Here is an 18,255-nt window from a genome sequence, read left to right as displayed (position 1 = left end):
ACCGTTCGGGTCTTATGTTGCGGCGCACAAGGGATGGGGCATGCTGTACACCCTCTATGAAGCCGGTTTCTACGCGTCCACGCCGCTCCGGGCCGCAGCCCGGCTCACTCGTGACTTCTGGTCCTCGCCGCTGAACCCGGCGCGCGACACCGATCTCGGCCGGCGGCTCTACGCCAACGCCGACCTGTTCGCCAACCTCACCCGGCGCTATGGCAAGCCGGCCTGGGGCATCGACACCGTCGAGATCGATGGCGCGACCGTGCGGGTCCGGGCCACCGAGGTCTGGTCAAGCCCCTGGTGCAAGCTCACCTATTTCGCCCGCGACCGCGCCGATATGCGCCGCGCCGGCCGCCGGACGCTGGAGCCGGCGGTGCTGATCGCCGCGCCGCTGTCGGGTCACTACGCGACCCTGCTGCGCGGAACGGTGCAGGCCTTTCTGCAGGACCATGAGGTCTACATCACCGAGTGGACCAACGCCCGCGACGTGCCGGTCATGGAGGGCCGCTTCGACTTCCACGACTATATCGACCACATCCGCCAGATGCTGCGCGTGCTGGGTCCGCGGCCGCACGTCGTCGCCGTCTGCCAGCCCGGGCCCCCGGTGCTGGCCGCCGCGGCGCTGATGGCCGAGGACGGCGACGAGAGCCGGCCCCGCTCGATGACCTTCATGGGGTCGCCGATCGACGCGCGCCTGTCGCCGACGGTGACCAACAGACTGGCCGAGGAGCGGCCCTTCGCCTGGTTCCAGTCGAACATGATCGATACGGTCCCCGGCCCCTATCCGGGCATGGGGCGGCGCGTCTACCCCGGCTTCGTGCAGCTCGCCAGCTTCATGTCGATGAACGCCGAGAAGCACCAGCAGGCGCACCGCCGCTATCTGGCTCACCTGATGGCCGGCGACGGCGACTCGGCCGACCGGCACCTGGAGTTCTACGATGAATATCTGTCGGCGCTGGACTTGACCGAGGAATTCTACCTGCAGACCGTCGACGTGGTCTTCCAGCGGTATCTTCTGCCCAAGGGCGAGCTGGAGCATCGCGGGCGGCGGGTGCAGCCGCAGCTGATCACCGACATCGCCTTGCTGACGGTCGAGGGCGAACTCGACGACATCTCCGGGATCGGCCAGACCCAGGCCGCGCACGCCCTGTGCTCGGGCATCCCCGAGGCCCTGAAGCAGGACTATGTGCAGCCCGGCGTCGGCCACTACGGCGTGTTCAACGGCAAGCGGTTCCGTGAGGAGATCTATCCCCGGGTCCGCGAGGTGATCTGGAACACCGACATCGCCCACGGCCCGGCCAGTGTCAGGACGCTCCCCAAACCGGCCAAAGCCGCCTAGACTCCAAGGCATGAGTCTCTTCGGCCGTGCTTTCGCCGACGGCGACCGGCTGGACGTGGCCGGGACGCCCGTGACCTTGCGGGTCAACCGCAGGGCGCGGCGCGTGTCGCTGCGCCTCGACCGCACCCGGCGCGAGATCGTCGCGACCGCGCCCTCGCCGCGCCGCCTGCCCGAGGCCGCCGCGTTCGCGCGCGAACGGTCCGCCTGGATCGCCCAGAGGATCGCTGAACTTCCCGACGCGGCGCCCGTACATCCCGGCCTGGTGCTGCGGGTGTTCGGCGAGCCCGTCGTCCTGCGGACCGGGACAGGCCGCGCCAACTGGACCGCCGCCGCGGGCGCAGAGCCGGCCTCGATCTGGGCCATGGGCGAAGGGGAAGGCTATGCGCGGGCCGTGATCCTGATCTTGAAGCGCCGCGCGCTTGCGGTGCTGGCCGAGCGCACGGAGGTCTACGCCGCCATGCTGGGCGCGGCGGCGCCCAGCGTGACGGTCGCCGACGCCAAGGCCCGCTGGGGGTCCTGCCGGCCGGGCCTGCGGGGGGGGCAGGCGGCGATTCGCTATTCCTGGCGGCTGGCGCTGGCTCCGTTCGAGGTGGCCGACTATGTGGCCGCCCACGAATGCGCGCACCTGCTCGAACTGAACCACGGTCCCCGCTTCTGGGCGCATGTGAAGGCCCTCGTCGGCGAGCCGGCGCCGCACCGGGCGTGGTTGCGCGTCGAAGGCGCCCGGCTGCACGCTTTCGGGCGGTGAGCGCCGCCGGCCGCCTCAGCCAGGCCAGGTGTCCCGGCTCATGGCCAGAACCTCGCCGGCGAAGTGCAGGCCGCCGCAGATCAGCACATGGGGCGCGGGTCCTGGGCCGTCCAGCGCCCGGCGCAGCGCCTCTGTCACATCGGCGACCGGCTCGGCGTCCAGGCCGGCCAGCCGAGCGGCCTCGGCCAGGTCGCCCGGCGTGGCCGCATTCGGCGACTCAAAGCTCGTCGTGAACACCTTGGGATGCATCTCGGCGAAGGGCCGGAAGTAGCCCTCGGAGTCTTTGCGGGCGAACATCCCGGCGATCAGGACCAGGGGGCGCGGGTCACGATCGACCAGGCGGGAGGCCGCCTCGGCCAGGGCGCGCCCGGCGTGCGGATTGTGCCCCCCATCGAGCCATAGGTCAGAGCCACGCGCCTTGGCCAGCGCAGCGAGCGGACCCTTGGTCAGGCGCTGGAACCGGGCCGGCCAGACGGCCGAGGCCACCCCCGCGCTCAACGCGTCCTCGGCAAGGTCGTGGTCGAACGTCAGGGCGGCGGCCACCGCCAACCCCGCGTTGCCGAACTGGTAGCCGCCGAACAGGCTGGGCGCCGGCAGGTCGAGCAGACGCTCAGGCATCTGCACCATCAGGCGACCCCGCTCCTCCCAGGCGTCGAAGTCGCGGCCCATCAGGAACAGGGGCGCCATGCGGTCGTCGGCCTCGCGCTCGATGACCTCCAGCGCCTCGTCCGGCTGGCGCGCACTGACCACCGGCCGGCCGCGCTTGATGATGCCGGCCTTCTCCCAGGCGATCTTGCCGAGCTCGGGCCCCAGCAATTCCAGATGGTCGTAGTCGACGGGCGTAATCACGCTGACGGCGGGCGCGTCGAAGATGTTGGTGGCGTCGAACCGGCCGCCCAGGCCCACCTCGACCAGGCAGAGGTCGGCCGGGGTCTCGGCGAAGGCCTCGAGGGCCAGGACCGTGGTGATCTCGAAGAAGCTGATCGGTTCGCCGGCGTTGGCGGTCTCAAGCCGGTCGGTGAGATCGTCGAGCTTCTCGTCGGTGATCAGCTTTCCGGCGAGGCGGATCCGTTCGGCGAAACGGACCAGGTGCGGCGAGGTGATCGCGTGAACCCTCAATCCCTGGGCCTCGGCGATGGCGCGCAGGTAGGCGACAGTCGAGCCCTTGCCGTTGGTGCCGGCCACATGGATCACCGGCGGCAGGCGGCGTTCCGGATGGCCCAGCGCCGCCAGCAATCGTTCCACGCGCCCCGTGGTGAGGTCGATAAGGCTTGGGTGATTGGCGCGCAGGCGCTGGATCACCGCGTCGGAGGCGCGGATGGGGTCATGGTCGTGCATGGGGGCGGGATCAGGCGGCGGGAAGTTGGGCCCGCCCCATCATCAGGGTCTTCAGGACCGAACTCAGCACGCCACGCAAGTCAGCGCGACTGACCACGCGATCGACCATGCCGCGCTCAACCTGGAACTCGGACCTTTGGAAGCCCGGCGGCAGGGTCTCGCGGATCGTCTGCTCGATCACGCGGCGGCCCGCGAAGCCGATCAACGCATTGGGCTCGGCCAGATGCACGTCGCCGAGCATGGCGTAGGAGGCCATCACCCCGCCCGTGGTCGGGTCGGTGAGCACCACGACATAGGGCAGGCCGGCGCTCTTGATCTCGTTCACCGCCAGGGTGGTGCGGGCCATCTGCATCAGGGCCAGCGTCCCCTCCTGCATGCGCGCGCCGCCGGCCGCCGTGAAGATCACGAAGGGAACTTCCCGCTTCACGGCTTCCTGGGCGGCCTTGATGAAGGCCTCGCCCACGGCCATGCCCAGCGATCCGCCCATGAAGGCGAAGTCCTGGACCACGACCATGGTCGGCTGGCCCAGAATATTGCCGTAGCCGATCGCCATGGCGTCTGGCTCACCGGTGGCCTTGCGCGCCGCCCTCAGGCGTTCGGGATAGGGCTTCACGTCGGGGAATTTCAGCGGATCCTCGACCACCGTCGGCGACGCGATCCGCTCGAACTTGCCGTCGTCAAAAGTATAGCGCAGCCGCGCGGCCGCGCCGATGCGCATATGGTGGCCGGAGGGCGTGACCCATAGCGCCGCCTCAAGGTCGGGGCGATAGATCATCTCCCCGGTGTCGGGGCATTTGACCCAGAGATTTTCCGGCGTCTCGCGCTTGGAGAAGGCATTGCGGACGCCCGGCGCAATACGCGACAGCCAGCCGGTCCGCTCCTTGGGCGCGGTCGGCCGCCCGGGTTTGTCGTTTCTCTGCTCAGCCATCGCCATGGGTCTAAACCGTCGTTTGGCCGACTCGCGCGGAGCGCACAGCCTTAGCCAAGGAATTCACTTTGGAAAGAACCCGTAGGGTCACGTCTTCGTTCATCTCCACCGCCTGGGCGATTTCGTCCACAAGCGCCGAGCCCACCACGACGCCGTCAGCGACACGAGCCACGGCCGCGGCCTGTTCCGGCGTCCTGATGCCGAATCCGACGGCCACCGGCAGGCCGGAGGCCCTGCGCACCCGCTCCACCTGCGGCGCAACGGTGGCGGCGTCAGCCTGCTTCACGCCCGTCACGCCGGCGACGGAGACGTAGTAGGCGAACCCGGATGTCCGACGCTGGATGACCTTCAGCCGCGCATCATCGCTGGTGGGGGTGGACAGCAGCAGCAGGGAGAGCTGCTCGGCATCCAGCAGATCGGCCAGCGAATCGGCTTCCTCCGGCGGAATGTCCACGGCGATCAACCCATCCGCGCCCGCCGCGGCCGCGTCGCGCGCGAAGACGGAGAGGCCCCGATTGATCAGGGGGTTGGCGTACCCCATCAGGATGATCGGCGTGACCTGGTCGCCCGCCCGGAACGCGGCGATCATCTCCAGGGTCCGGGTGAGGGTCATGCCCTTGTCGAGGGCGCGCAGGGCGGCGCGCTGGATCGGCGGTCCCTCGGCCATCGGGTCGGAGAACGGGAAACCCACCTCGATCAGGTCGGCGCCGGCGGCCGGCAACCCTTTCAGGATCTCCAGTCCCAGGCTGTAGTCGGGATCGCCCGCCATGATGTAGGCCACGAACGCCGCGCGCCCCTCGGCCTTCAGCGCGGCGAAGCGGGCGTCGATGCGCGCGGTGGTCAAATCTCCATCCCCAGGTGGGCGGCGACGGTCGCCACATCCTTGTCGCCCCGGCCGGAGAGGTTCAGCACCACGATCCCGTCCTTGCCGATCTCGCGGGCCACGTCGCCGATCCGCGCCAGGGCGTGGGCGGATTCGATGGCCGGCAGGATGCCTTCCAGTTCCGCGCAGAGCTTGAAGGCGTCGAGGGATTCCAGGTCCGTCGCGGTGAGGTAGGTGGCGCGGCCCACGTCGTGCAGCCACGCGTGCTCGGGGCCGATGCCGGGATAGTCGAGGCCGGCCGAGATCGAATGGGCCTCGGTGATCTGACCCTCAGTATCCTGCAGCAGATAAGTCATGTTGCCATGCAGGACGCCGGGTCGGCCGCCGTTGATCGCCGCGGCGTGGCGTCCGGTCTCCATGCCCTCGCCCGCCGCCTCGACCCCATAGAGCCGCACGCCTTCGTCGGCCAGGAAAGGGTGGAACAGGCCGATGGCGTTGGAGCCGCCGCCAACGCAGGCCACCACAGCATCGGGCAGGCGGCCCTCGATCTCCAGGATCTGCTCGCGAACCTCGTGGCCGATCACCGACTGGAAATCGCGGACCATCTGCGGATAGGGGTGCATCCCCGCCGCCGTGCCGATCAGGTAGTAGGTGTCCTCGACATTGGTCACCCAGTCGCGGAGCGCCTCGTTCATGGCGTCCTTCAGTGTGGCGGAACCTGATGTTACCGGCCTCACCTCCGCGCCCAGCAGGTTCATGCGGAAGACGTTGGGCTTTTGCCGCTCGACATCGACGGAGCCCATATAGACGACGCAAGGCAGCCCAAAGCGTGCGCAAACCGTGGCCGTGGCGACGCCATGCTGGCCGGCGCCGGTCTCGGCGATGATCCGGGTCTTGCCCATCCGCATGGCCAGCAGGATCTGGCCCATGCAGTTATTGATCTTGTGCGAGCCGGTGTGATTCAGCTCCTCGCGCTTGAGATAGATCTTCGCGCCGCCGAAATGCGTCGTCAGTCGCTCGGCGAAATAGAGCGGCGAGGGCCGGCCGACATAGTGCTTCAGGAACCCGTCGAGCTCAGCCTTGAAGCCGGCGTCGGCCTGGGCCGCGCGATAGGCGGCGTCCAGTTCGTGGACCAGCGGCATCAGGGTCTCGGGCACATAGCGCCCGCCATAGTCACCGAACCGCCCGTTGGCGTCGGGGTAGGCCGCGTAGTCGTTGGGGAGGCCCCCACTGGCAGAGGATGACGCGTTCACAGGGCTCGGCTTTAGGCGCGTTTCGCGGCGTCGAGGAACGCCCGGATCAAGGCGGGGTCCTTTAGTCCGGGACCACGCTCCACGCCAGAAGAAACGTCGATCAGCGGCGCCCCAGACTGCCGCACAGCCTCGGCGAGGTTCCACGGATTGAGCCCGCCGGCCAGGAACCAGGGTTTCTGGAAGCGGCGCCCAGCGAGCAGTGTCCAGTCGAATGGCTGGCCTCCGCCGCCCGTAACGCCGGCTCCCTTGGCGGGTCTGGCGTCGAACATCAGGTGTTCGACGACGCTCTCATAGTCGGCGGCGGCGGCGAGGTCGGCGGCCTCGGAGACCGGCAGGGCCTTGATGATCCCGACCCCGGCCCGCTGGCCGATGGCGCGCGCCCGGGCCGGGGTCTCCGCGCCGTGCAGCTGGATCAGGTCGGGGGCGAGGATCTGGGCGATCCGGTCGATCTCGGCGTCACTGGGATTGACCGCCAGCGCCACCACCTTGACCTTGCCGCGCGCCGGCTGCGCCAACTGATGAGCCGCCTGATGGTCGATATTACGGGTGCTGGCGGCAATGAACGCGAACCCCAGCCAGCCGGCGCCACCCGCCACCGCCTCGGCGATCGCCTCAGGCGTGGAAACGCCGCAGATCTTGGCTAGGACACCCATCCGCGGAATTAGGGCGTTGCCGCGCCTTGCCGCAAGGGCTCACGCGCCCTTGGTCAGAACCACCGAGCCTTCGAGCATCAGCAGCCCCTTCACCGGGCGCGGCAGGGCCCGGTCGAAACCGTCGAGGATTTCCGTCGCCCAGCCGGGGAGAACCAGGTCGTCACGCCCGGTCCCCAGGCGAAGCTGCACCAGCGCCACGTCGCGATAGAGCGTCGCATGGTCGTTGTGCGAAACGAACCGAATTTCCGAGAAGCCGCAGTCACGCACCGCCGTGGTGATGTGCTCGCGCGAGAACAGCCACTTGTCGTCGAGGCTGGCGAACCCGGGCTGCCGGGGATCGGGCTCGGTCCGCGCGGCGATGTCGTCGATCATCGCGCGCAGCACGGCTTCCACCGCGGGCTCCAGTGGCGCCTTGCGCAGATCCGCCTCGGCCAGGATCCGTTCATAGGCCAGGCGGATCAAACCATAGCCGTCAAACGGCTCGAAGAAGATGGCATGCCCGCCCGGCTTCAGGGCGCGGGCGGCGGCCCTCAGCCCCAGGGCGGGACGCACCAAGTGATGCAGGATCGAGGCCCCGGTAACCAGGTCGAACCGGCCGGTCGCCACCCTGGCGCTCATGGCGTCCATCACCACGCAGATCACCCGCTCCGAGAGGCCGGTGTTGACCGCATAGTCTGCCAGCATGAGCAACAGATCGGCGGACAGGTCGCTGGCCACCTGCCGCGCGCCGGGGAACAGGCTGAAGCAGGGCACGATGGAATTGACCCCGGAGCCCGAGCCCATGTCGAAGATCAAGGGCGCCTCGGCCACCGCGATCCCGGTTCCGGCCAGGGCCTGGCGGAACAGCTCCTGGAAGTGGGCGCTGGCGGCATAGCGGGTGTGGTATTCACCGGCCCCGGCCTTGAACTGCTCTGAAATTCGCGCGCCGATGCGATCGCCGACAAGCGACCAGACACGGGCCCCAGGATTGGACGGGTGCGCCGAAGCGACCAGGCCGGCGGGAAACAGGTCCAGGGCCCAGTCCGGCGGCGATCCGGCCCAGGCTTGGCGGGTGGCCTCGGGCATGATCAGATCCAGCAGCCGGTCCGCTCCGGCGCGGCTAGGTCGTGGCGCGGGGCTTGGCGGCGGTCGTCGCGGTCCCGGACTGCAGCAGATCGCGGATCTCGATCAGCAGAAGCTCCTGCGGCGGCGGCGCGGAGGGCGGCTTTTCCTCGACCTGCTGGGCGTCGCGCCGCCGGATCGCGTTGACCCCCTTGACCATCAGGAACACCACCCAGGCGACGATCACGAACTTGATCACGGTGTTGAGGAACAGGCCGTATTGGATCGCCACCAGCTCATTGGCCTTGGTCAGCGGGTCGTCCGGCTTCAGCACCCACTGCAGCTTCGCAAAGTCGATACCCGACAGGAGCAGGCCGATGGGCGGCATCACCACATTGTCCACCAGGCTTTTGACGATGTCGTTGAATGCGGCGCCGATGATCACGCCGACGGCCAGATCAATGACATTGCCTCGGGCGATAAACTCGCGGAACTCGCCGAAGATGCCGCTCTTGCTCGTTGGGTCACTCATCCCAGACACCTATTCATCGGCGGCGTTCAGCCGCCCCCGCAGCTCTTTGCCGCTCTTGAAAAAGGGAACGTGCTTGGCGCGCACGTCCACCGGCTCTCCGGTCCGGGGATTTCGTCCAGCGCGCGCATCGCGCGAGCGCACCGACAGAGCCCCAAACCCGCGCAGTTCCACCCGGCCGCCGGTTTCCAGCGCCTGGATCATCCGCTCCAGAACCACGCCCACGACACGCTCGATGTCACGCTGCGTCAGGTGCGGGTTTTCTTCCGCGAGCTTGACGATGAGTTCCGACTTTATCATGCGGGCCCCTTGAACGAAGCCGACCATGGGCGAACCCGCCTTTGTATTCAAGGCGCAATTCGGGCTTTCTCGATCCGGCGAAAAAGCCCGAACATCGAAGCGGCGTGACAATCCTGGCGCGTAGCGACGCCCGTATCGCGGGTAGCGCCCGCTGACGTGGCGGAGATTCGCTTGCCGAGGCCGGGCGCGGAGCCGTGCCCTCGCACCCGCCGTCAAATCCAAAAACCGGCCGTCTGTAATGCCCCGGGGTCGCGCGCGTCTTCACCCCACTAGAGCCGAAGTTCCAACCCCATGCATGAAGAGAAATCCCCTCGAGCGCGACCATCCTGCCCAACGCCAGGCGGCGCGCAGGGAACGCGCGGCCGCGCAAGGCATTTCGCTCCCGACTCGGTCAAACCCTGGAGACGCGCCATGCTCACGTTCAAGGTTGTCAAGGAGACGCACGGCTGGGCTGTCCGGTTGGGCGAGCAGATGAGCACCCCCTTCTGGTCAAGGGACTCCGCGGTCCAAGAGGCGAGATGCCTCGCCGAAGCGATCGGCAGGCATGGCGCGCACACCGAAGTGATCGTCGAGGGCGTCAAGCGGACTGACCTGCCTCTGACGATGGGTCCATGATTTCGGGTCGCCTGGGGTCCGCTGTCCGGCGCCCGGTTGACGCATCGGCAATGCATGATCGACGTCCCACCCGGTGAAAGGCCGGCAATTCAATGGGTTTTGAGCCCGGCGCCCGCGCGCAGGAAATGCTGCTCCGCCGCGGGCCCGACCTGACCACGCCGTTCCGCGGCCTGCTGGGAGGCGCGCACCCGAGAGCGCCCTGGGACGACGGCGCGCCCATACGTGCCGAGCTCTTCGGCGCCGAGCGGCTTGAGGAGCACGCGCGGAGCTTGGCCGCGGCGCAGGAGGTCACCGTCCCGGTGGTGCGGGGCGCTATACTCTCGAAGCGGCTCGCAGATGACGAGGCGGTGCTGTTGGCGGCCTATCGCGACGTCGCCGGGGCGATCGACGCCGGCGCGGAAATCACCCCCGCGGCCGAGTGGCTGATCGACAATTTTCACGTCGTCGAAAAGCAGATTCGGGAGGTCAGGGGAGATCTGCCGCCAGGCTACTACCGTCAGCTCCCCAAGCTCGCCGGAGGACCCTTCGCCGGATATCCGCGCGTGTTCGGCGTGGCCTGGGCGTTTGTCGCCCATACCGACAGCCTCTTCGATCCGGAGATCCTGTGTCGCTATCTCCGCGCCTACCAGGAGGTCCAGCCGCTGACCATCGGCGAACTCTGGGCCGTCGCCATCACCCTGCGCATCGTGCTGATCGAGAACCTCAGGCGGATCGCCCAGCGGATCATGGACAGCCGGGCCGGCCGTCGCGCCGCGGACGCGCTGGCCGACCGAGTGCTGGGCGCCGGGGGCCGGGCCGCCGAACCCGCGCAGAGCGTGCTCTACCCGCAGCCCCAGACGACGTTCCCGGACGCGTTCCTGGTGCAACTGGTCCATCGCCTTCGCGATCAGGATCCGCGCATCGCCCCAGCGCTGGAGTGGCTCGACGACCAGCTGGCGCGGCAGGGAACGACGGCTGACGCGGTGGTTCGCGACGAGCACCAGAGGCAGGTGTCCGGCAGCGTCACGGTGCGCAACATCATCACCAGCATGCGCCTCATCTCCAACGTGGATTGGACGGAGCTCTTCGAGCGCATCAGCCTCGTGGACGAGGTGTTCAAGGCTGGAAGCCCCTTCGCGGACATGGATTTCCCGACCCGCAATCTCTACCGAAACGCCGTCGAACAGCTCGCCCGGGGCTCCCATCTCAGCGAGTTGGCCGTGGCCCACGCGGCCGTGGCCATGGCTGGCCGAGCGCGGGACACTGACGGCCCCGGGGGTGACCCGCGACGACACGACCCTGGGTACGCTCTGATCGCCGGCGGCAGAGCCGAATTCGAGGCCGAAATCGGCTTTCGACCGCCTGCCCACTCGATGCCGGGGCGGGTGTACCGCGCCCTGGGGATCGGAGGGTATGTCGGCGTCGGCGCCCTGGTCGCTGCAGGCCTACTGGCCATTCCGCTTTTCATCGCCGCGGCAAGCGGCCTGAACGCGCTGTGGCTGCTTGCGCTGGCGATTCTGGGACTCATCCCCGCGGTCGACCTTGCGGTCGCCATTGTGAACCGTGTCGTGACCCAGGGATTCCACGCGACCCTGCTGCCGGCGATGGCGCTGCGCGGCGGGATCACCCCCGACCTGCGGACACTGGTGACCGTTCCGACGCTGCTGACCTCCCTGCCGGAGATCGAGGAATTGATCTCGCGCCTGGAAATCCACTACCTGGCGAGCCCCGAAGGCGATCTTCACTTCGCGCTGCTGTCGGATTGGGCCGACGCGGCGAGCGAACAGCAGGACGGCGACGAAGAATTGCTGGAGGCGGCCCAGGAAGGCATCGCCAGGCTGAACCGCCGGTATGCCGCGACCGCCAGCGGCGCACGGTTCCTGTTGCTGCACCGTCGGCGCGTCTGGAACAGGGGCGAGGGGCGCTGGATCGGCTGGGAGCGCAAGCGCGGCAAGCTGTCCGAGCTGAATCGGCTGCTGCGTGGCGCGCAGGACACCACATTCCTGGCGCCCCCGCCGGTCCCCTCGAAGGTCCGGTTCGTGATCACCCTGGACTCCGACACCAGGCTGCCGCGCGAGACGGTCGGGCGGCTGATCGGCAAGATGGCGCATCCGCTCAACCGGCCCCGCATCGACCCCGTGCTCGGGCGGGTCGTCGAGGGCTATGCGGTGCTGCAGCCGAGAGTGACGCCGGCCCTGCCGGTGGGGCGCGAGGGTTCGCTGTTTCTGCGGGTGTTCTCAAACGCCTCGGGGATCGATCCCTACGCCGCGGCGGTGTCGGACGTGTACCAGGATCTGTTTGGCGAAGGTTCCTACACCGGCAAGGGCATCTATGACCTGGATGCTTTCGAGGCGGCGCTGAAAGGTCGCGTCCCCGAGTCCGCCCTCCTCAGTCACGACCTCTTCGAGGGCGTCTTCGCCCGCTCCGGGCTGGCGTCCGACGTCGAGGTCGTCGAGGAATTCCCCACCCGGTACGATGTCGCCGCGCGGCGCCACCATCGCTGGGCGCGGGGCGACTGGCAGCTCCTGCCATGGATACTGGGGGCCGGCCCAAGAGGAGGCCTTCCCGCCATCGGGCGCTGGAAGATGCTCGACAACGTACGGCGTTCGCTGTCCGCGCCCGCCCTGGTGACGGCGCTTGTCGCGGGCTGGGCCCTGCCTCTGCGAGATGCTGTCGCTTGGACGGTCTTCATCGTCCTGACCATGGCGCTGCCACCGCTGATCCCGGTGATCGCCGAGATCGTTCCACGCCGTCCCGGCGTTTCGTTGCCCAGCCACTATCGCGCCCTCGCAGGCGAGCTTCGCTTCGCGCTGATCCAGCTCGGACTGATGATCGTCTTCCTGGCGGATCAGGCCTGGCTGATGAGCGACGCCATCCTCCGCACGCTAGTCCGCCTCACGCTGACCCGTCGTCACCTCCTCGAATGGGTGCCCGCGGCCCAGGCGGCGGCGGTCCCGGCCCCGGGACTTCTGCAATTCTACCGCAGCATGCCGGGGGCCCCGATCATCGCAACCGCGGCGGTCGCCGTGGCCTGGGCCGGCGGACAAGGCGCCTGGCCGTTGGCCGCGGCGTTCGCGCTCGCCTGGGTCATTTCCCCCGCCGCCGCGCTCTGGGCGAGCCTGTCGCCGCGCGTCGCCGGCCGCCGCGCCCTGGACCAGGCCGACACCCGCGCCCTGCGCCTGATCGCCAGACGGACCTGGCGGTTCTTCGACGTCTTCGTCACCCCGGACGACAACATGCTGCCGCCGGACAACTTCCAGGAGACGCCGGAGCCCGTGGTGGCGCACAGGACGTCTCCGACCAACATCGGCCTCTACCTGCTGGCGGTCGCGAGCGCGCGGGATTTCGCCTGGATCGGGACCCTCGAGGCCGTTGAGCGGCTGGAGGCAACTCTGGCGACGGTCGCTCGCCTGCCCAAGCACCGCGGGCATCTCTACAACTGGTACGATACGCGCGACCTGCGTCCGCTCGATCCGCCGTACATATCCTCGGTGGACAGCGGAAATCTGGCCGGCCATCTGATCGCGGTCGCCCACGCCTGCCGCGACTGGCGAGGCCAGGGCCTGTCACTCGAGCAGCGTCTGCAAGGCGCGTCGGATGGCCTCGACCTTGTCCGCGACGAGGCCCGGCGTCTCCGGGAAGCTCGCAAGTCACCGGCGGTCTCGTGGCGACGGCTCGAGGACCAGATCGAACGCCTCTCGGGGGAATTGCTTCGCGCCGGAGCCGCCGAGCCTCAGGCGGCGCTGGCGCGGATTTCCGAACAGGCCGCAATCCTCGCCGACGCGGTCGGCGAGATCGCCCTTCAGGAAGAAGACCAGACCGGCGCGGACCTTCAGTTCTGGGCCGACGCCGTGCGCAACGGCATCGAGGGCCACCGGCGCGACGCTGCCGAGCCGCCGAGCGGCCCGCTGGATGCGCGCCTCCTGAACCTGGCGCGGACCGCCCACGCGCTGGCGATGGCGATGGAGTTCGGCTTCCTCATCGATCCTGACAGGTTGCTGCTGTCGATCGGCTATCAGACGTCGGAGGCCGCCCTCGACCCCAGCTGCTATGATCTCCTCGCCTCCGAAGCGCGCCTGGCGAGCTTCATCGCCATCGCCAAGGGCGACGCACCCGCGCGGCATTGGTTCCGCCTTGGCCGCGCCGTCACTCCGGTCGCCAGCGGCGCGGCGCTGATCTCGTGGTCGGGGTCGATGTTCGAATATCTCATGCCCTCCATCGTCATGAGAGCGCCGGCCGACAGCCTGATCGAGCAGACCAATCGGCTCATCGTCGGACGCCAGATCGAGTACGGCGGGCGGTTGAACGCCCCCTGGGGCGTGTCTGAATCGGCCTACAACGCGCGCGACCTGGACTTCACCTATCAATATTCCAACTTCGGGGTGCCCGGCCTCGGCCTGAAGCGCGGCCTGGCCGATAGCGCCGTCGTCGCGCCCTACGCCACGGCCCTGGCGAGCATGATCGACCCGCAGGCCGCCGTTCGCAATTTTGAGCGGCTGGAGGCCCTTGGCGCGCAAGGCCAGTACGGGTTCTATGAGGCGCTGGATTTCACGCCGGCGCGGGTCCCCGACGGCGAACCCGTCGCCTTGGTGCGAGCCTTCATGGCGCACCACCAGGGCATGACGATCGCCGGTATCGCCGACACCCTGCTCGACGGCCTGATGCGCAGCCGCTTCCACGCTGAGCCCATGGTGCAGGCGACCGAGCTGCTGCTGCAGGAGCGCGCGCCGCGGGAGGTCATCGCCGCGCCGCCACTGGTATCCGAGACAACATCCGCGGCGCGGGTCCGCGAGATCGAAGGACCGGCCGCGTGGAGGAACACCAGCCCGCACGGGGCGACGCCGGCGACCCAGCTGCTGTCGAACGGCCGTTATTCGGTCATGCTCACGGCCGCCGGGTCCGGCTACAGCACCTGGGGCGATCTGGCCGTGACGCGCTGGCGGGACGACGCGACCTGCGACGACTGGGGCGCCTATATCTATCTGCGGGACGCCGCCAGCGGCGAGGTCTGGACGGCGACCTACCAGGCGGCCGGGACTGAGCCTGACGCCTATGCGGTCACGTTCAACGAGGATCGGGCGGAATTCACCCGCCGGGACGGTGACGTCTCGACCAATCTCCAGGTGCTCGTCTCCGCCGAAGACGATGCGGAAGTCCGCCGGGTGACGATCTCGAACGCGGGTGATCGGGCGCGTGAAATCGAAGTCACGTCCTATGCCGAACTGGTGCTGGGTCCACAGTCGGCCGATGTCGCTCATCCTGCGTTCTCGAAGATGTTCATCGAAACGGAACATCTCGCCGGTCTGGGCGCCATCGTGGCGCGGCGGCGGCAGCGCTCGCCGAGCGAACCGCAGGTCTGGGCGGCGCATCTGGCGGTTGTCGACGGCGAGACGGTCGGCAAACGCGAGTTTGAGACCGACCGCGCTCGGTTCCTCAGTCGGGGCGGCAGCGTCCGCGCCCCCAGTTCGATCCTCACGGGCCGGCCTCTCTCGGGCACGACCGGCCCGGTGCTCGACCCGATCTTCGCCCTGCGGCGCCGCGTGCGCATTGCGCCGGGCGCAACGGCCCGCATCGATTTCTGGACGATGGTCGCGTCATCCCGCGAGGCGGTGCTGGACCTGGTCGACAAGCACCATGACGTCGGTGCGTTCAAACGCGCCGCGGCCCTGGCCTGGACCCAGGTCCAGGTTCAGTTGCACCACCTCGGCGTCGATCGAAGCGATGCGGGGCAATACCAGCGTCTTGCCGGACACATGATCTACGCCGCGCAGGTGCTGCGGCCGCCGTCCGAGGTGATCGGCCGAGGCCGGGGCGGGCAGCCAGGTCTGTGGCCGCTCGGCATTTCGGGCGACCTGCCGATCCTGCTGGTCCGTGTCGAAGACGTTCATCAGCTGGGGCTGGTGAAGGAGGCGCTTCAGGCGGTCGAGTATTGGCGGATGAAGCGGCTCGCGGTGGATCTGGTGATCCTCAACGAGCGGGGGTCGTCCTACGTGCAGGAATTCCAGACCGCGCTCGAGACCCTGGTGAGGGCCAGCCAGTCACGGCCTCAGATCGGCGACGAGCGGCCGCCCGGGCACACCTTCATGCTGCGCGCCGATCTGATCTCGCCCGAGGCGCGGACGCTCCTTGGCGCTGTGGCGCGCGTGGTCCTGGTGGGGGACCGCGGACGGCTGGTTGATCAGCTGGAGCGTGCGCCCGAGGCCGGACCACCGCGACGGGTTCCACCACGTCGTCCGCTGGCGACCTCGCAGCTTCAGGTCCCGCGGCCGGCCCCCGGCATGGAATTCTTCAACGGACTTGGCGGTTTCGCCGAGGACGGACGGGAATATGTGACAACCCTCGGACCGGGGCAATCGACGCCCGCCCCCTGGATCAACGTGGTCGCCAATGCGGGTTTCGGGTTCCAGGTATCGGCGGAGGGCGGCGGTTACGCCTGGTCGGTGAACAGCCGCGAGCGTCAGCTGACCCCGTGGTGCAACGACCCGGTGACCGACCGGCCGGGCCAGGCCCTCTATCTGCGGGACGAGCAGACCGGCGACCTGTGGAGCCCGACGGCGCTGCCGATCCGGGACGAGGCGGGGACCTATGTCGCGCGGCATGGATGGGGCTACAGCCGCTTCGAACACACCTCGCACGGGATCGCCGCCGAACTTCTGGAATATGTGCCGCTCGCCGACCCGATCAAGATCTCCCGCTTGCGGCTCCGCAACCTCTCCGGCCGAACCCGGCGTCTGTCAGTGACCGCCTATGTCGAGTGGGCGCTGGGGCCCTCGCGCACCGCCGGCGCGCCGTTCATCTCCACGCGGATCGATCCGGATAACGGCGCCCTGCTGGCGAACAACCCCTGGAACCCGGCCTTCGGCGACCGGGTCGCCTTCGTCGATCTGGCCGGGCGCCAGACGAGCTGGACGGGCGACCGCCGCGAATTCATTGGCCGCAATGGCGCGCTCGCCTGGCCGGCGGCGCTGGCGAATGAAGGTGCGCTTTCGGGACGGGTCGGGTCCGGCCTGGACCCGTGCGCGGCGCTGCAGACCACCCTGGAGATCGCGCCCTACGGGGTCGCCGAGATCGACGTGTTTCTCGGCGACACCCCAGATGAGGCCGCGGCGTGCGCCCTCATCGCCCGCTACCGCGATACCGACCTGGACGCCGTGCTGTCCGAGGTTCGGAGCTTCTGGAGTGAGGTCGTCGGCTCGGTCCAGGTGAAGACCCCCGACCGGTCGATGGACATCATGCTCAACGGTTGGCTGACCTATCAGACCCTGGCGTGTCGAGTCTGGGCGCGATCGGGCTTCTATCAGGCCAGCGGCGCCTATGGCTTTCGCGATCAACTGCAGGACGGCATGGCCCTGGCTTCGGTGCGGCCGTCGCTGACGCGAGAGCACCTGCTGCGCGCGTCCGGCCGCCAGTTCCTGGAGGGTGACGTGCAGCACTGGTGGCTGCCGCATTCGGGCCAGGGCGTGCGGACGCGCATTTCGGACGATCGGGCCTGGCTGGCCTACGCCACGGCGCACTACGTCACGGTGACAGGTGATGTCGCGGTGCTTGACGAACTGACGCCATTTTTGGACGGCCCAGCGCTCGATCCCGGCGAGAGCGACAGCTTCTTCCTGCCCACCGTCCTGCCCGGGAACGGCAGCCTCTATGAGCACTGCGCCCGCGCGCTCGACGCCAGCCTGATGGTCGGCCGCCACGGCCTGCCCCTGATCGGTGGCGGCGATTGGAATGACGGCATGAACCGGGTCGGCGTGGGGGGTAAGGGCGAAAGCGTCTGGCTCGGCTGGCTGCTGCACACCGCGCTGGGCGCCTTCACGCCCATTGCCGAGGCTCGCGGCGATCAGGCGCGCGTGGCCCGGTGGACGGCGCACGCCAAGGCGCTGCGCGCGGCGCTGGAACGCGAAGCCTGGGATGGACATTGGTATCTTCGAGGCTGGTTCGATGACGGCTCCGCGCTCGGCTCCGCGACCAGCGAGGAGTGCCGCATCGACTCCATCGCCCAGTCCTGGGCGGTCCTGTCGGGCGTCGGGCGGCCGGACCGCGCGGCCCTGGCCATGGACGCTGTCGACCGCGAATTGATCCTGCCGCACGACAGACTGGCCCTGTTGTTCACGCCGCCCTTTGATCGGTCCCATCGCGACCCCGGCTATATCAAGGGCTACCCGCCCGGCCTCCGCGAGAACGGCGGCCAATACACCCACGCCGCGCTGTGGTCGGTGATGGCGTTCGCCGGACTGGGAGAAGGAGACAAGGCTGCCGCCTTGTTCGGGTTGCTCAACCCGATCAACAACGCCCGCACCCGAACCGACATGCATCGCTACAAGGTGGAGCCCTATGTGGCGGCGGCCGACGTCTATGCCGCCGCGGGCCATGTCGGGCGCGGCGGTTGGACCTGGTACACCGGCTCGGCGGGCTGGATGCAGCGCGCGGGCGTCGAGAGCATCCTGGGATTGCGCGTGGCCGGCGGCGCGTTGCATATCGATCCCTGTATCCCGGGCTCATGGCCGCGCTATGAGATCACCCTGCGGCATGGCGCCTCGCGCTACGCCGTGGTCGTCGAGAATCCGCAAGGTGTGCAACGCGGCATCGCGAGCGCCGAACTCGATGGCGTGACGATTCCGGGGCGCCCGCTGTCGATCCCGCTCGTGGACGATGGCGTGGCGCACCGGGTTACGGTGCGTCTGGGCTGAAGGCGCACGTTCGCGCGGGACCCTT

Annotated in this window: 12 protein-coding genes; 4 read left to right on the top strand and 8 right to left on the bottom strand. The window is 68.8% G+C overall.

What is annotated here, in order from left to right:
• Positions 1-40 precede the first annotated feature (40 nt).
• Positions 41-1,336: a polyhydroxyalkanoate depolymerase gene (locus RMN86_RS03220; protein ID WP_309604386.1), complete on the top strand. Its 1,296-nt coding sequence runs from the start codon at positions 41-43 to the stop codon at positions 1,334-1,336.
• A gap of 10 nt (positions 1,337-1,346) precedes the next feature.
• On the top strand, positions 1,347-2,084 hold the full coding sequence (locus RMN86_RS03215; protein ID WP_309604385.1) for a SprT family zinc-dependent metalloprotease: 738 nt from the start codon (positions 1,347-1,349) through the stop codon (positions 2,082-2,084).
• 15 nt (positions 2,085-2,099) lie between these two features.
• Here RMN86_RS03215 and RMN86_RS03210 read toward each other — a convergent pair whose 3' ends face one another.
• From RMN86_RS03210 to RMN86_RS03175, 8 genes are read right to left on the bottom strand one after another with little or no spacing between them, the layout of a single operon-like run.
• The gene (locus RMN86_RS03210) at positions 2,100-3,422 is read right to left on the bottom strand and encodes a folylpolyglutamate synthase/dihydrofolate synthase family protein (RefSeq protein ID WP_309604384.1); all 1,323 of its coding nucleotides are present in this window, start codon (positions 3,420-3,422) and stop codon (positions 2,100-2,102) included.
• A 10-nt stretch (positions 3,423-3,432) separates the two neighbouring features.
• The gene (gene accD, locus RMN86_RS03205; RefSeq protein ID WP_309604383.1) at positions 3,433-4,356 is read right to left on the bottom strand and encodes an acetyl-CoA carboxylase, carboxyltransferase subunit beta; all 924 of its coding nucleotides are present in this window, start codon (positions 4,354-4,356) and stop codon (positions 3,433-3,435) included.
• Positions 4,357-4,360: 4 nt separating this feature from the next.
• A complete protein-coding gene (gene trpA / locus RMN86_RS03200) occupies positions 4,361-5,194 on the bottom strand; it encodes a tryptophan synthase subunit alpha (protein ID WP_309604382.1) in 834 nt (277 codons plus the stop codon).
• The gene (trpB, locus tag RMN86_RS03195; protein WP_309604381.1) at positions 5,191-6,426 is read right to left on the bottom strand and encodes a tryptophan synthase subunit beta; all 1,236 of its coding nucleotides are present in this window, start codon (positions 6,424-6,426) and stop codon (positions 5,191-5,193) included. The genes trpA and trpB overlap by 4 nt, the downstream gene beginning before the upstream one ends.
• Positions 6,427-6,437: 11 nt before the next feature.
• Complete coding sequence (locus RMN86_RS03190) at positions 6,438-7,079, bottom strand: phosphoribosylanthranilate isomerase (RefSeq protein ID WP_309604380.1); 642 nt, start codon at positions 7,077-7,079, stop codon at positions 6,438-6,440.
• A gap of 39 nt (positions 7,080-7,118) precedes the next feature.
• The gene (locus RMN86_RS03185; protein ID WP_309604379.1) at positions 7,119-8,144 is read right to left on the bottom strand and encodes a class I SAM-dependent methyltransferase; all 1,026 of its coding nucleotides are present in this window, start codon (positions 8,142-8,144) and stop codon (positions 7,119-7,121) included.
• 34 nt (positions 8,145-8,178) lie between these two features.
• Positions 8,179-8,652 (bottom strand): large-conductance mechanosensitive channel protein MscL, encoded by a 474-nt coding sequence (gene mscL / locus RMN86_RS03180; RefSeq protein ID WP_309604378.1) that lies wholly within the window; start codon positions 8,650-8,652, stop codon positions 8,179-8,181.
• 9 nt (positions 8,653-8,661) lie between these two features.
• On the bottom strand, positions 8,662-8,949 hold the full coding sequence (locus tag RMN86_RS03175) for an integration host factor subunit beta (RefSeq protein ID WP_309604400.1): 288 nt from the start codon (positions 8,947-8,949) through the stop codon (positions 8,662-8,664).
• A 411-nt stretch (positions 8,950-9,360) separates the two neighbouring features.
• Here RMN86_RS03175 and RMN86_RS03170 point away from each other — a divergent pair, with 411 nt between their 5' ends.
• Both RMN86_RS03170 and RMN86_RS03165 read left to right on the top strand, forming a co-directional pair.
• Positions 9,361-9,564 carry a hypothetical protein gene (locus RMN86_RS03170; RefSeq protein WP_309604377.1) on the top strand — a complete coding sequence of 68 codons (204 nt, stop codon included), beginning with the start codon at positions 9,361-9,363 and terminating at the stop codon, positions 9,562-9,564.
• Positions 9,565-9,689: 125 nt separating this feature from the next.
• Positions 9,690-18,230 carry a GH36-type glycosyl hydrolase domain-containing protein gene (locus RMN86_RS03165; RefSeq protein ID WP_309604376.1) on the top strand — a complete coding sequence of 2,847 codons (8,541 nt, stop codon included), beginning with the start codon at positions 9,690-9,692 and terminating at the stop codon, positions 18,228-18,230.
• Positions 18,231-18,255: the final 25 nt, after the last annotated feature.

Source organism: Phenylobacterium sp. (assembly GCF_031360265.1).
Taxonomy (GTDB): domain Bacteria; phylum Pseudomonadota; class Alphaproteobacteria; order Caulobacterales; family Caulobacteraceae; genus Phenylobacterium.
The sequence above is the reverse complement of the archived record's forward strand: the minus strand, read 5'-3'. Positions and strand labels throughout refer to the sequence as shown.